At 67.7% G+C, this 13,869-nt stretch carries 14 protein-coding genes; 5 read left to right on the forward strand and 9 right to left on the reverse strand.

Going from position 1 to position 13,869, the window contains the following annotated elements; translation table 11 throughout:
• The first annotated feature begins 147 nt into the window (after positions 1-147).
• A complete protein-coding gene (locus D7T59_RS07885) occupies positions 148-1,287 on the forward strand; it encodes a hypothetical protein (RefSeq protein WP_180853381.1) in 1,140 nt (379 codons plus the stop codon).
• Positions 1,288-1,368: 81 nt separating this feature from the next.
• On the opposite strand, the gene D7T59_RS07890 is transcribed toward D7T59_RS07885, so the two are convergent.
• On the reverse strand, positions 1,369-1,863 hold the full coding sequence (locus D7T59_RS07890) for a MarR family winged helix-turn-helix transcriptional regulator (RefSeq protein WP_010482680.1): 495 nt from the start codon (positions 1,861-1,863) through the stop codon (positions 1,369-1,371).
• 129 nt (positions 1,864-1,992) lie between these two features.
• Here D7T59_RS07890 and hppD point away from each other — a divergent pair, with 129 nt between their 5' ends.
• Both hppD and hmgA read left to right on the forward strand, forming a co-directional pair.
• On the forward strand, positions 1,993-3,105 hold the full coding sequence (gene hppD, locus D7T59_RS07895) for a 4-hydroxyphenylpyruvate dioxygenase (protein WP_180853382.1): 1,113 nt from the start codon (positions 1,993-1,995) through the stop codon (positions 3,103-3,105).
• A gap of 85 nt (positions 3,106-3,190) precedes the next feature.
• Entirely contained in the window at positions 3,191-4,489 is a 1,299-nt protein-coding gene (gene hmgA, locus D7T59_RS07900; protein WP_180853383.1) for a homogentisate 1,2-dioxygenase, read from the forward strand.
• An 84-nt stretch (positions 4,490-4,573) separates the two neighbouring features.
• On the opposite strand, the gene D7T59_RS07905 is transcribed toward hmgA, so the two are convergent.
• Complete coding sequence (locus D7T59_RS07905) at positions 4,574-5,113, reverse strand: hypothetical protein (RefSeq protein ID WP_180853384.1); 540 nt, start codon at positions 5,111-5,113, stop codon at positions 4,574-4,576.
• A 125-nt stretch (positions 5,114-5,238) separates the two neighbouring features.
• Between D7T59_RS07905 and D7T59_RS07910 the strand changes: the two genes are divergently transcribed.
• A complete protein-coding gene (locus tag D7T59_RS07910; RefSeq protein WP_180853385.1) occupies positions 5,239-5,850 on the forward strand; it encodes a hypothetical protein in 612 nt (203 codons plus the stop codon).
• 73 nt (positions 5,851-5,923) lie between these two features.
• Positions 5,924-6,889 carry a sodium:calcium antiporter gene (locus D7T59_RS07915; RefSeq protein WP_180853386.1) on the forward strand — a complete coding sequence of 322 codons (966 nt, stop codon included), beginning with the start codon at positions 5,924-5,926 and terminating at the stop codon, positions 6,887-6,889.
• An 87-nt stretch (positions 6,890-6,976) separates the two neighbouring features.
• Here D7T59_RS07915 and D7T59_RS07920 read toward each other — a convergent pair whose 3' ends face one another.
• The 7 genes from D7T59_RS07920 to D7T59_RS07950 all read right to left on the reverse strand — a co-directional run bounded on the left by D7T59_RS07920 (position 6,977) and on the right by D7T59_RS07950 (position 13,721).
• The gene (locus tag D7T59_RS07920) at positions 6,977-7,366 is read right to left on the reverse strand and encodes a Na+/H+ antiporter subunit G (protein WP_164138191.1); all 390 of its coding nucleotides are present in this window, start codon (positions 7,364-7,366) and stop codon (positions 6,977-6,979) included.
• Positions 7,363-7,647 carry a K+/H+ antiporter subunit F gene (locus tag D7T59_RS07925; protein ID WP_005411334.1) on the reverse strand — a complete coding sequence of 95 codons (285 nt, stop codon included), beginning with the start codon at positions 7,645-7,647 and terminating at the stop codon, positions 7,363-7,365. Before D7T59_RS07925 ends, D7T59_RS07920 begins: the two co-directional genes overlap by 4 nt.
• The gene (locus D7T59_RS07930) at positions 7,644-8,150 is read right to left on the reverse strand and encodes a Na+/H+ antiporter subunit E (RefSeq protein ID WP_180853387.1); all 507 of its coding nucleotides are present in this window, start codon (positions 8,148-8,150) and stop codon (positions 7,644-7,646) included. Before D7T59_RS07930 ends, D7T59_RS07925 begins: the two co-directional genes overlap by 4 nt.
• Positions 8,147-9,682: a monovalent cation/H+ antiporter subunit D gene (locus tag D7T59_RS07935; protein ID WP_180853388.1), complete on the reverse strand. Its 1,536-nt coding sequence runs from the start codon at positions 9,680-9,682 to the stop codon at positions 8,147-8,149. The genes D7T59_RS07930 and D7T59_RS07935 overlap by 4 nt, the downstream gene beginning before the upstream one ends.
• Complete coding sequence (locus D7T59_RS07940; protein ID WP_005419863.1) at positions 9,679-10,071, reverse strand: Na+/H+ antiporter subunit C; 393 nt, start codon at positions 10,069-10,071, stop codon at positions 9,679-9,681. The genes D7T59_RS07935 and D7T59_RS07940 overlap by 4 nt, the downstream gene beginning before the upstream one ends.
• On the reverse strand, positions 10,071-12,902 hold the full coding sequence (locus D7T59_RS07945) for a monovalent cation/H+ antiporter subunit A (protein ID WP_180853389.1): 2,832 nt from the start codon (positions 12,900-12,902) through the stop codon (positions 10,071-10,073). The genes D7T59_RS07940 and D7T59_RS07945 overlap by 1 nt, the downstream gene beginning before the upstream one ends.
• Positions 12,903-13,235: 333 nt before the next feature.
• Positions 13,236-13,721, reverse strand: coding sequence for an Mpo1 family 2-hydroxy fatty acid dioxygenase (locus D7T59_RS07950; protein ID WP_005411329.1), 486 nt, complete (start codon positions 13,719-13,721; stop codon positions 13,236-13,238).
• Positions 13,722-13,869 lie beyond the last annotated feature (148 nt).

The raw sequence follows: 13,869 nt of genomic DNA on the forward strand, positions 1-13,869 counted from the left end.
TGAGGTTGGGTCGCATCCACGCATGGCGTGGATCTACTGTGGTTGCGGTCACATTCCCGCAATCGGCATCTCAATATCGCAACGCGCTCGCCGTTACCGGCAAGGACCTCAGTCGACATCCCGTCGATGCACCCTGCCGGAACGCCCATGCACAGCGACCACGCCGAACGATTGCCCGAACCCGCCAGTGAGCTGGCCGAGGGCGGAGCCGGCGAGGGCGTGACCCTGCCGCCGCAGGAGGCGCTGCTGGATGACGCCGGTACCGGCGAGGACACCGTTGAACTGGCCGCGCCGCGCCATCGCCTGCCGCAGATCGCGCTGCCCGACAACGTGGTGCTGAAGGGCGCGGTGCAGAAGCTGGTCGAGCAGAAGTCCCGGCTTGATGCATTGGCCGCCAACGGCCAGCTGGCCGGACTGTTGCCACCGGAGTGGCAGGGCCACGGCGTGCGTGCGATCGAGCTGTCCACCTTCATCCAGGGCGTGCTGCCGTTCCTGCAGCCGGGCGAACGTGGCGAAACCGCTCCTGCGCGCCTGCCGGTGCGCCATGTGCTGGGGGACGACAGCCGTTGGGGCCTGGAGGATGTGTCCGAACCGAAATCGCTGGCCTGGTACCTGGCCAGTGACGAACGCGCCACCGCTGGCAGCAAGGACGTGGCCGAGGCGTATCTGGTGGGGGCACTGGGCCTGGCGTGGATGCAGGAAGGGCGCAGCCGCCCCGGCTTCCTGCGCGCGATGGGCCAGGACAGCCTGGCCGCACGCGTGACCATGCTCGGCTATCCGCCGGCCAACGAACTGGCGCTGTACAGCGTCACCGCGCATGGGCAGCCACAGATCTGGTGCGTGCATGGCCGCCGCCGCATGCGCCCGCTGGTGGCGCCCTGGCTGAGTGTTCCGCTGCTGACCGCCTACGGCGTGCCGGCACCGGTGGCGTGGCCGTCCAGCTTCCCGCCGGTGGAGGCCGTGGCCGAACTGCTGGCCACCGCCCGCCTGGGGCGCGCGCTGCCGGAAGTGGACCTGGCCAAGGCCGTGGCGAAGATTGCCGAGGACGCCGCCTCGGAAGCCTGGCAACCGGTCAGCCTGCTGCAGCTCAACACCTGGTCGCCGCGTTGGCATTTCTTCCTGGGCACCTTCGTCGGCCTGCCGTCGCTGCTGCTGGTGGCAGCCGCGCTGGCGTTGCCGGGGGCGGTCGAAGCAGCCACCGTCGCCGCCTCGCTCGGCTTCGCCGGTGGCGCCATCGCCGCGCTGGCGGTGCCGTGGATCCACGCACGGCGCAAGCACCTGAGCTGAAAAACGGGGACGGAGGGGATTAAGTCGTTTCAGGCACATGTGTGCTGATTGCGGCTTAATCCCCTCCGTCCCCTTTTTCTTTCAGACCCCTTCGCCCATCCGTTCCAGGCCGTCGCCGGCCAGGCGCAGGATCAGCTTTTCCAGCAGCTGTTCCTCCTCCTCGCTCAGCACCGACATCAGCTTGCGGGTGATCTCGATCACCATCGGTGCGATGGTCTCGTACACCTCGAAGCCGGCCGCCGACAGCGCCAGTACCGAGCGGCGGCGGTCGTCGCCGTGGGTCTCGCGCTTGATGAAGCCGCGCTCCAGCAGGCGGGCCACGGCGCGGCTGACCGCCACCTTGTCCATGGCCGTGCGGTCGGAGACCTCGCTGGCCGAGGAGCCGGGGTACAGCGCCAGGATGGTGATGACCCGCCATTCGGGAATCGCCAGACCGTAACGATCGCCGTATAGCTTGGCGATGTTGCCGCTGACCCGGTTGGACAGCACGCTCAGCCGGTACGGCAGGAACTGTTCCAGGTCGAGCAGGACGTGCGAGGCACGCAGGCGGGTCGAGGCAGGATCGGCGGGGCTCATGTTGCGGTGCACCTTGCTGGTGGTTTCAAGTGTAACTATAAGGGGTAGGTCCAGACCCTGCATTCTCGCCGGGTCCCTACCTGCCCGCACCTGGTTTGTACCGATGCGGTACCGATTCGGAGCCACGCCATGAATACCGCAGTCCCGACCGCCTCGCACCCCAACCCCGGCATGCAGGTCACCACCTTCGAGAACCCGATGGGCATCGACGGCTTCGAGTTCGTCGAATTCGCCGCCCCGGCCGGCCGTGGCCAGGAGCTGCACGAGTACTTCCGGAAGATGGGCTTCAGCGCGGTGCTCAAGCACAAGCAGCGTCCGATTACCGTCTATCGCCAGGGCGACGTCAACTTCCTGGTCAATGAAGACCCCGATTCGTTCGCCGCCGACTTCGCTGAAAAGCATGGTCCGTGCGCCTGCGGCTTCGCCATCCGTTTCAAGAAGCCGGGCCAGGAGGTCTACCAGACCGCGCTGGGCAACGGCGCCGAAGCCATTGCCTTCAAGCCGGACAGCAAGGCGGTCAGCGCCCCGGTCATCAAGGGCATCGGCGACTGCATGCTGTACCTGGTCGACCGCTACGGCAGTGCCGGCAGCATCTTCGACGGCGACTACGAGCCGATCGCCGGTGCCGACCTGCACCCGGTGGGCTTCGGCCTGACCTTCATCGACCACCTGACCCACAACCTGTACTTCGGCAACATGCAGCAGTGGTCGGACTACTACGAGCGCCTGTTCAACTTCCGCGAGATCCGCTACTTCGACATCAAGGGCCTGAAGACCGGCCTGGTGTCCAAGGCGATGACCGCGCCGGACGGCATCGTGCGCATCCCGCTGAACGAATCGTCCGACCCGAAGAGCCAGATCAACGAGTACCTGGACGCGTACAAGGGTGAGGGTATCCAGCACATCGCCTGCTTCACCGAGAACATCTACGAGACCGTTGAAGCGATGCGCGCGCAGGGCGTGGACTTCCTCGACACGCCGGAGACCTACTTCGACGTGATCGACCAGCGCGTGCCGAACCATGGTGAAGACGTGGCGCGCCTGGCGAAGAACAAGATCCTGATCGACGCCGATCCGGAAACCCACCAGCGCAAGCTGCTGCAGATCTTCACCCAGAACTGCATCGGCCCGATCTTCTTTGAGATCATCCAGCGCAAGGGCAACGAAGGCTTCGGCGAAGGCAACTTCACCGCGCTGTTCGAGAGCATCGAGCGCGACCAGATCCGCCGCGGCGTGCTGTAAGGTCTGCAGGCAATGTCGGCCTCCCGCCGACATTGCCTGTCCAAATGGTAGTGCCGGCCGCTGGCCGGCAATCTCTGGAGTTTCCATGTCCACCGCCCTCACCGCCCGCGGCTACCAGTCCGGTTTCGGCAACGAATTCGCCACCGAGGCCGTCGTCGGCGCGCTGCCGGTCGGGCAGAACTCGCCGCAGAAGGTGGCCCACGGCCTGTACGCCGAGCAGCTGACCGGCACCGCCTTCACCGCGCCGCGCGGCAGCAACCGCCGCAGCTGGCTGTACCGGATCCGCCCGGCGGTGACCCATGGCGAATTCACTCCGTTCGCGCAGTCGCAGCTGCAGTGTGATTTCGGCGCACAGCCGGCCTCGCCGAACCAGCTGCGCTGGAGCCCGCTGCCGCTGCCGGAGCTGCCGACCGACTTCGTCGAGGGCCTGTACACGATGGGCGGCAATGGCTCGCCCGATGCGCATGCCGGCGTGGGCATCCACCTCTACGCCGCCAACCGCGACATGGTCGGCCGCTACTTCTACGATGCCGATGGCGAGCTGCTGATCGTGCCGCAGCTGGGCGCGCTGCGCCTGCTGACCGAACTGGGCGTGATCGAGATCGAGCCGCAGCAGATCGCGGTGATTCCGCGTGGCGTGCGCTTCCGGGTGGAACTGCCCGATGGCCCGAGCCGTGGCTACATCTGCGAGAACTACGGCGCGCTGCTGAAGCTGCCTGACCTGGGTCCGATCGGTTCCAACGGCCTGGCCAATCCGCGCGACTTCGAGACCCCGCATGCGGCGTTCGAGGATGTGGATGGCGACTTCGAACTGATCGCCAAGTTCGAGGGCCGCCTGTGGCGTGCACCGATCGACCATTCGCCGCTGGACGTGGTGGCCTGGCACGGCAACTACGCGCCGTACCGCTACGACCTGCGCCGCTTCAACACCATTGGTTCGATCAGCTACGACCACCCGGACCCGTCGATCTTCCTGGTGCTGCATTCGCCCAGCGACACACCAGGCACCAGCAACATGGACTTCGCGATCTTCCCACCGCGCTGGCTGGTGGCGCAGAACACGTTCCGCCCGCCGTGGTTCCACCGCAACATCGCCAGCGAGTTCATGGGCCTGGTGCATGGCGCCTACGACGCCAAGGCCGAAGGCTTCGTGCCGGGCGGCGCGTCGCTGCACAACTGCATGAGCGGGCACGGCCCGGATGCGCCCACCTTCGACAAGGCGTCCAATGCGGACCTGTCCAAGGCGGACGTGATCAAGGACACGATGGCCTTCATGTTCGAGACCCGCGCGGTGATCCGCCCGACCGCGCAGGCGCTGGCTGCGGGCCATCGCCAGGGCGATTACCAGCAGTGCTGGAACGGCCTGCGCAACAATTTCCGCTGACCCGGAAAAGGGGACGGAGGGGATTAAGTCGCAAACAGCGCACGTGTGCTTGAAACGACTTAATCCCCTCCGTCCCTTTTTTCTTCAAGCGGCCTCGGCGAACGCGTCGCAATGCTCCAATGGCAACGCCTCCAGCAGGCGCTGCCGCACGCGCTGGCAATAGCCATCCGAAGTGAGCGCGGGCAGCAGCTGCATTGCCGACTGCAGCCGCTGCAGCACCTCATCCTCCGCACGCGCCTGCTGCAGGTCGCGGAACAGCGCTGCTGCCTGTGGATGCCGCTGCATTTCCAGGATGCCCAGCACGTAGATGCGCGCCGCCACCAGCGAACGGCGACGTTCGACCGGCGTGGCGGTGGCGGTCGTTGGGCCCTTCACCGGCGCCGCATTGGCCGGTTCGGCAACGGTGTGAGGGGGCGCCGCCACCGTTGCCGTGCCGGTCGCCAGATAGCCCGCCTGCACCAGCTGGATCACCATCGCCGGGGCCTCCTGGCCGAGCAGGCCGGTCAGGTCGGCAACGGTGCGCTGGCCGTCGCACAGGATCAGCAGCCGTCGCTGGCGCATGTCCAGCGGCGCGCGGTGGGCCTGCAGCGCGGTTCGGGCGAGATCGGTCTTGCGCGGTTGCATGGAAGGGACAGCCAAGTCGGTGCACGCCGAGCCTGAACGAGGGCGATGAAACGGCGATGACAATGCAGCGCGTGCACGCCCATTGCGCTAGCGTGCAGCCACCTTCGTGCCAGGGAACCGCACCGATGAAGCACCTTCCGATTGCCGGTCTGTTGTTGCTGTCTCTTGCCGCCTGCAACCGCACCGCCGAGGCGCCCGCCGCGGTTGATGCGACTCCTTCACCCGCCCCTGCCGCTCCTGCTGTGCCGGCGCCGGCGGCAGAACAGGGCCCGGCGCGCCTGGACGGCTTCGCGGGAGCAAAGCTGGGTGCCGGCATCGCCGAGGTCCGCACCGGCTTCGGCACGCCGCTGCAGGGGCTGGGTACCGACGCGGCCGGCAAGCCGCTGCCCGCTGACGACGGCAACGAGGGCTGCTATTTCCTGCGCCCGCAGGATGCCGAGGATCCGCGCCTGATGATCGAGGGCCGCAAGCTGGTGCGCTACGACGTGCGCAGCGCTGCCATCACTGCACCGGGTGGCGGCAAGGTCGGCATGACGCTGGGTGAGCTGCAGGTGCTGTACCCGGAGCGGGCTGATGTCGGCCCTGACAAGTACGACGAGAAGGCCCAGCACCTGCGCGTTCGCCCCGCGCAGGAAGGGGCTGCGGTGATCGACTTCGCGCTCGGTGCCGATGGCCGGGTCGGCGCTTGGCGGGTGGGCCGCACCCCGCAGGTCGATTATGCGGAAGGCTGTGGCTGATTCTTGATCGAGGGCCCAGCCAGGTGCGCGGGCCAAGCGTAGAATCGCGCCACGACCGCTGGGGGAGTGCTCGATGATCGCCATTGCCATTGCCTGGTTCCTGCTCGGCCTGCTGCTGCTGGCGCTGGGCGGGGACTCCATCGTCAAGGCCGTGTCCGGCCTGGCCCAGCGCTTCGGGGCCAGCCCGTTCACGGCCGGACTGCTGCTGCTCGGGGTGACCACCTCGTTGCCGGAACTGGCGGTCAACGCGCGCGCGCTGGCGGTCGGCCAACCGGAGCTGGCACTGGGCAATGCCGTCGGCAGCAGCATCGTCAACCTGGGCTTGACCCTGGCGGTAGCGGCGATTGCCGCGCCCCTGCTGCTGCGCGCGCGCCTGCAGGCGGTGCTGTGGTGGTCGCTGCTGGCGGCTGGCGTACTGCTGATCCTGTTCGGCCTGGATGGCCGTCTGGTGCGTTGGGAAGGTGGCGTGCTGGTGGCCGGCTTCATCGCGGTGCAGGTGGTGCTGCTGCGCCGTGGCCGCAGCGAAGGCGCGGAGGTGCAGGCGGCCATTGCCGAATCCGCGCTGAGCCGCACCAGCCTGCCGTTGAACGTGCTGCGCGTGCTGATTGCCGCGTTGACACTGTACTGGGGCGCGCGCCTGGTGGTGGGCGCCGCCGCCGATTTCGGCGCCGCGCTGGGCTGGACGCCCCTGCTGGTCGGCCTGCTGCCGGTGGCGATCGGCACCGCATTGCCGGAGGTCGCCACGGCCATCGCCGCTGCGCGTCGCGGGCACGGCGACATGGTGCTCGGCCACGTGCTGGGTTCCAGCGTGGTGAATCTGTTGCTGGTGATTGGTGCGATGGCCGTGCTGCAGCCGCTGGCGTTGCCGGCCTCGTTCGTGCGCCTGGAACTGCCGGCGCTGCTGGCGTTCGCGCTGGTGCTGTACCCGATGCTGCGCGGCGACCTGAAGATCAGCCGCGGCGAAGGCGCGATCCTGCTGGTCGCGTTCATCGGCTGGTTCGTGCTGGAGCTGCTGCTGGTCGGCGCCCCGGCGTTGTAGATCCACGCTCTGCGTGGATGCGGTCGATTTCGTGCCGACCAACGGTCGCCACCCACCGGGCGTCACCATGCCGGCCAGCGGCCGGCACTACCGATTCTGCGCGTGCTCTTCTTCCCGCACCGGTTCCGGCGGAGGCATCTGTTCTTCGGCAACCGGCTCGTTGCCGGGCAGGCTGGGGCGCTTCTCCATCAGCAGCGACAGCGCGGCCTTGGCCATCATGTGCGCGCTGATCGGTGCGGTGATGAACAGGAACACGGTGATCAGCAGCTCGCGCGGCTGCGGGTCCTGGCCCAGGAAGATGTGGTAGCAGACCGAACACACCAGCACGCAGCCCACGCCCAGCGTGCTGGCCTTGGTTGGTGCGTGCAGGCGCTTGAAGAAGGTGGACAGCTTCACCAGGCCCAGTGCGCCGACCAGGATGAAGAAGCAGCCGAACAGCAGCAGGATCGACAGGCCGATCTGGATCGCGGTGATCATTCGACGATGTCCCGGCGCAGCACGAACTTGCTCAACACCACGGTGCTGCCGAAGCCGAGCATGGCGATGATCAGCGCGGCCTCGAAGTAGATCGGCGAATTGAGGTACATGCCGAACAGCATCAGCTCGGCGATCGCAGTCACCGACAGGGTGTCCAGCGCGAGGATGCGGTCGGGCACGGTCGGCCCGCGCAGCAGGCGCCAGGTGGCCAGCAGCATGGCCAGGCCGACCACGTGCATGCACACCACCAGCGTGGTCTGGATGACTTCAAAACCGGTCATGGGAAGATCTCCATCAACGGCGCCTCGTAACGGCGCTTGATCGTATCGATCAGGTCCTGCGGGTCCTCCAGGTGCAGCACGTGCACCAGCAGGTACTTGCGGTCGTCACTGAGCGCAGCCGAGACCGTGCCCGGGGTCAGCGTGATCATGCTGGTCAGCGCGGCGATGCCATGGATGTTGGCAATGTCCAGCGGCAGCCAGATGAAACCCGGGTGGATGTTCTTTTCCGGGCCCAGCACCTGGATGGCGACGCGGATGTTGGACATCAGGATGTCCCACAGGGTGACGCACAACAGCTTGGGCAGCGGCCGCAGCGTGCCGATGCGGGCGAATTCGCGGTCCAGGCGCGCGGCGAACAGCGGCACCACCACGCCCAGCAGCAGGCCCAGCATGATCTGGCCGAGGGTGAAGCTGTCGGACATCAGCAGCCAGAACGCCACCACCATGATGCTGAGCATCGGTGAGGGAATGACGCGGCGGAACAGGGAGCGCTGGGCGGTCATGGCTGGCGGATCTCCGGCGTGGTCGCGCGCAGCTGCTGCACGTATTCGCTGGGGTGCAGCAGCTGTGCAGCGGTGGCGTCGGTGTAGCGCATCAACGGGGCGGCAGCCAGGGTCATGCCGATGCCATAGGCCAGCAGGATGCAGGCGGCGTACAGCTCGACCCGGCGCAGGCGTGCCTTGCGCGGCTTCGGTGCATCGGGGTCGACCGGCGGCACGCGCCAGAACAGGCGGATGCCGCCGCGGGTCAGGCCCATGATCACCAGCAGGCTGCTGACCAGCACCGCGGTCCAGACCGGGCCGGTGTACTGCGCCGGCATGCCGGCCAGCAGGGCGGCCTTGGCCAGGAAGCCGGAGAGCGGCGGCAGGCCGGCCACCGATACCGCGCCGATCAGGAACAGCACCGCCGGCGTTTCCTTGCCTGGCATCGGCGCGACCACTTCCTTGCGGTCGCTGGCGCCACCACGGCGGCGGCGGATCAGATCGGCGATGAGGAACAGCGCCGCGGCCACGAAGCTGCTGTGCGGCAGGTAGTACAGGCCGGCCGAGAGCACCTGCGGGATGCCGACCGAGAAGGCGATGAACAGCGTGGCCGCCGATACGATCACCAGGTACGAGATCAGCACGCGCAGCCGCGTCGCGGCCAGCGCACCGAGGCCACCGAGCACCAGCGTCGCCACGCCGGCCCACAGCAGCCAGTCGCGGCCATAGCCGGCCATCGCGCCCGCGTCATCGCCGAACCACAGCATCTGGATGCGCAGCACCGAGTACAGGCCGACCTTGGTCATGATCGCGAACAGGGCGGCCACGGCGGCTGGCGCGCGCGAATAGGCTTCCGGCAGCCACAGGTACAGTGGCATCAAGGCGGCCTTGGCGCAGAACACCAGCAGCAACAGGCCCATCGTGGCCTTTACCAGCGTCAGCTGCGCCGGTGGCACCTCGGCAATGCGCTGCGACAGTTCCGCCATGTTCAATGAACCCAGCGAGGCGTACAGCAGGCCCAGTGCGATCAGGAACAGGGTCGAGGCGGTGACGTTGAACACCACGTAATGCAGGCCGATGCGCATGCGCAGGCCACGGCCACCGCTGAGCAGCAGGCCGTAGGAGGCGATCAGCATCACCTCGAAGAACACGAACAGGTTGAAGATGTCGCCGGTCAGGAACGCACCGTTGAGGCCGACCAGCTGGAACTGGAACAGTGCATGGAAGTGCGGCGCGCGGCGGTCCCAGCCCGAGCAGGCATGCAGCAGGCAGGGAATGGCCAGCAGCAGGGTGGTCAGCAGCATCCACGCCGACAGCCGGTCGGCCACCAGCGCGATGCCCAGGCGCGACGGCCAGTCGCCGAGCAGGTAGACGTTGATGTCACCGCTGGCGGTGTTGGCGAACAGCAGGCCCACCGCCAGCGCCAGCGCCGACAGCGCGGTCCACGCCACCGCGCGCTGCACCCTGGGGCCGTAGCGGCGGTGTTCGACGAACAGCGACAGCGCGGCGCCGAGCAGGGGAATCAGGATCGGCAGGATCACCAGATGGTTCATGCGCGGTCCTCGCCCTGGCGTGGCGGCACGCGCTCATCCTGCAGGTCGTCGTCGGGCTCGTGGGCGTCCACATGGTCGCTGTGGTTGTCGCTGCGGCTGCGCATGGCCAGCACGATGCTGACCGCGGTCATCGCGAAGGCGATCACGATCGCGGTCAGCACCAGCGCCTGCGGCAGCGGGTCGGTGTAGTTGCCGAGGTGGCTGTCCACGCCTTCCTGCAGCACCGGCGCCTTGCCCAGTACCACGCGGCCACCGGCGAAGATCAGCAGGTTGGTGGCGTAGGACAGGAAGGTCATGCCGAGGATCACATCGAAGCTGCGCGCACGCAGCAGCAGGTAGATGCCGATGGCGGTCAGCACGCCGATCGCGGTAGCCAGGGCCAGTTCCATCAGTCCATCTCCCCGGTGCGGGCCGAACGGCGTTGCAGGTCGATCTCACCCTTGCGGGCGGTACGGGTACGCGACGGCTTGATGGTGCCCATCATCGACAGCATCAGCATGGCGCCGCCGAACACCACCAGGTAGACGCCGATGTCGAAGCCAATCGCGCTGGCCAGCGGCACGTCGCCGATCAGCGGCAGGTGCAGGTCGAGGTGGCCGCTGGTCAGGAACGGCACGCCGAACAGCATCGACGCGCTGCCGCTGAGCAGGGCGATCAGCAGGCCCATGCCGATGCAGCGGATGTAGTCGAAGCCGAAGCGCGATTCCACCGAGGCAGTGCCCTGGATCACGTACTGGATCAGCAGCGGCACCGCCAGTACCAGGCCGGCGATGAAGCCACCACCGGGCGCGTTGTGGCCGCGCAGGAACAGGAAGATCGACACGGTCAGCGTCAGCGGGAACATGATCTGCGCCAGGTCGGCCGGCACCGGCAGCTTGATCGGCGGGCCAGGCATGATCTGCTCCGGTGCCATCCGCGTGCGGCGCAGCAGTGCGTGCACCACCAGCGCGGCGATGCCGAACACGGTGATCTCGCCAAAGGTATCGAAGCCGCGGAAGTCGACCAGGATCACGTTGACCACGTTCTGGCCGTACGCCTCGGGCAGGGCGCGGGCGAGCAGTTCGCCGGCCATGGTGGTCGGCGGCAGGGTCATCGCCGAATAGGCCAGTGCGCCGAGGCCGGCGCCGGCGATGATCGCGATCACCGCGTCGCGCCGCTTGCGCCAGCGCGGTCGCTCCGGCCCGGACTGCGCGGGCAGGTAGTTCATGCCCAGCAGCATCAGCACCAGAGTGACCATCTCCACCAGCAGCTGGGTCAGCGCCAGGTCCGGCGCGGACAGGAACACGAAGGTCAGTGCCACCATCAGGCCGACGCCGCCGACCAGCAGCACTGCCAGCAGGCGCTGCTTGTAGACGCGCAGGGTGGCCACCGCGCAGGAGATCATCACCAGCCACAGCGCCCAGCCCAGCAGCGGGATCGGCTGCGGCGCGGTCCAGTTCGGCGAGGCCGGGTTGGCCACGAACGGCGCGGCGGCGACCACGATCGCCACCAGCACCAGGCCCAGCAGCATGCGCTGCAGGCTGCCATTGGCGATGCCGTTGGTCAGGCGCATGGCCAGCGCGGAAATCGCATCCAGCTGCGCATGGAACACATTGCGGCCGGTGGTTCGGGTTTCCACGCCGTGCAGGTTGATCAGCTTGCGCAGGCCGAAGTACAGCGCCACGCCACCAACCACGCCGATCGCGCTCATCGCCAGCGGCAGGTTGAAGCCGTGCCACACCGCCAGGCTGTATTCGGGCATGGCGTTGCCGAGGATCGAGGCGGCAGCGGCATGCAGCACCGGCGCCACCGTCAGTGCCGGTGCCACGCCCACTGCGATGCAGATCACCACCAGCAGCTCCACCGGCACCTTCATCCAGCGCGGTGGCTCGTGCGGCACGCGGTCCAGGTCGTGCGGGCCAGGGCCGAAGAAGGTGTCGTGCACGAAACGCAGGCTGTAGGCCACGCCGAACACGCCGGCCAGCAGCGCGGCGATCGATACCGCCGTGCGCATCGCGCCCGGGCCACCGCCGGCGGTCAGTGCCTCGGCGAACAGCATTTCCTTGGACAGGAAGCCGTTGAGCAGTGGAATGCCCGCCATCGCCAACGAGGCGATGATCGCCAGCGCGCTGGTGAACGGCATCAGCTTCCTCAGGCCGCCCAGCTTGCGCATGTCGCGGGTGCCGGTCTCGTGGTCGATGATGCCGGCGGCCATGAACAGCGAGGCCTTGAAGGTGGCATGGTTGAGGATGTGGAACACGCCGGCGACCACCGCCATCGGCGTGGACAGGCCGAACAGCAGGGTGATCAGGCCCAGGTGCGAGATCGTCGAATAGGCCAGCAGGCCTTTCAGATCGTGCTGGAAGATCGCGTTCCAGGCGCCGATCAGCAGGGTCAGCGCGCCGATGCCGCTGACCGTGTAGAAGAACAGGTCGCTGCCGGCCAGCGCCGGGTGCAGGCGCGCCAGCAGGAACACGCCCGCCTTCACCATGGTGGCCGAGTGCAGGTAGGCCGAGACCGGGGTCGGCGCCGCCATCGCGTGCGGCAGCCAGAAGTGGAACGGGAACTGCGCGCTCTTGGTGAAGATGCCGGCCAGCACCAGGAACAGGGCATACGGATACAGCGCGCTGGCGCGGATCTGCTCGCCGGCGGCCAGCACCACGTCCAGATCGAAGCTGCCGACGATGCGGCCGATCAGCAGCACGCCACCGAGCAGGGCCAGGCCGCCGCCGCCGGTGATCACCAGCGCCATGCGTGCGCCTTCGCGGGCGTCCTGGCGGTGCGACCAGAAGCCGATCAGCAGGAACGAGCTGATGCTGGTCATTTCCCAGAAGATCATCAGCAACAGCAGGTTGCCCGACAGCACCATGCCCAGCATGGCGCCCATGAACAGCAGCAGGTAGCAGTAGAAGCGGTGCGCGTTGTCCTGCTGGCTCAGGTAGTAGCGCGCATACAGCACCACCAGCGCGCCGATGCCCAGCACCAGCCCGGCGAACATCCAGGCCAGCCCGTCCAGGCGCAGGGTGAAGTCCAGCCCGATCTGCGGCAGCCAGGGCACCAGGGTGCGGACCACCTGGCCATCGAGCACGGACGGCGTGAGCCAGCCGAGGATGGCCAGCCCGCCCAACGGCGCCAGCGCCGCCAGCCAGGCAGCAGTCGAGCGCGAACTACGGGGGAAGGCCGCAACAGCCGCTGCCATCAGGAACGGCAGGGCCAGCAGCAGGGGCAGGCTGGGGAGCATGCAGGGAATCCATGATTCACGAGCAGGTCAGGGAGGATAACAGGCTGCGAAATGTCGCCGAAACCCATCGAACAGCGATCAATTGCATGTAACGTCCGCTGATTCATTTTTTCTGCAGCGCAGCATCACGCTCCTGTGGTTCCTCCCCGGTTGCCCTCGGAGGACACCCTACGCCCACGCAGGGAGACCGCAGGCCCTGTCGCACAGGGGCTGCCGTCGACGGGCGGGCGATGGGGAGCGGATCACCGGTGCAGGCTGGCAGGGCCGTCGTGGAGTGCGGGTGACGGGATCTGCCCGTTCAGGAAACGACGGTCGTTGTCGGCTGCCGGCGTGTCAGTAGCGCCAGTCGAGCTTGCGGTAGAACTTGGCCATCACCCACGCCGGGCCGATCAGCAGGTAGGTCAGGTCGGTCAGGAAGCTGGGCTTGCGGCCCTCGAACTTGTGGCCGATGAACTGCGCGATCCAGGCCACCACGAACACGCCCACCGCCAGCCAGAACAGGTTGTGCAGGCCGATTTCGGCCTCCAGCAGACGGCACAGGCAGCCGAATACGAAGAACTGGATGAGCATGCCGATGCCCAGCGGGCGCGACAGCTTGTTGTAGAAGCACCAGGCGCTGAACATCGCGAATGCCGACCAGATGCCGTACTGGAACCAGGTGATCAGCGGCGGCAGGCACCACAGCAGGGCTACCACCGACCACAGGATCGCCGGTACCGCCACCACGTGGATGCGCTGGTTGATCACATTGCGGTGGTCGTCGGAGTAGCTGGCGAAATAGCGGTCGATCGGCCGCGCAAGCTCGGTGGAGGTCTGCATGTGGCCAGCATACTCCGCCGGGGCCAAGCGGTGAGGGGCGGCGAATAGGTGGGGCCGATGGGGGCCGATGGGGGSCGMGGGGGGGGGGGGGGGGGGGGGGGGGGGGGGGGGGCGAGGGGGGGGGGGGGGGGGGGGGGGGGCGCCGGCC

Source organism: Stenotrophomonas maltophilia (assembly GCF_013464915.1).
Lineage (GTDB): Bacteria > Pseudomonadota > Gammaproteobacteria > Xanthomonadales > Xanthomonadaceae > Stenotrophomonas > Stenotrophomonas maltophilia_AT.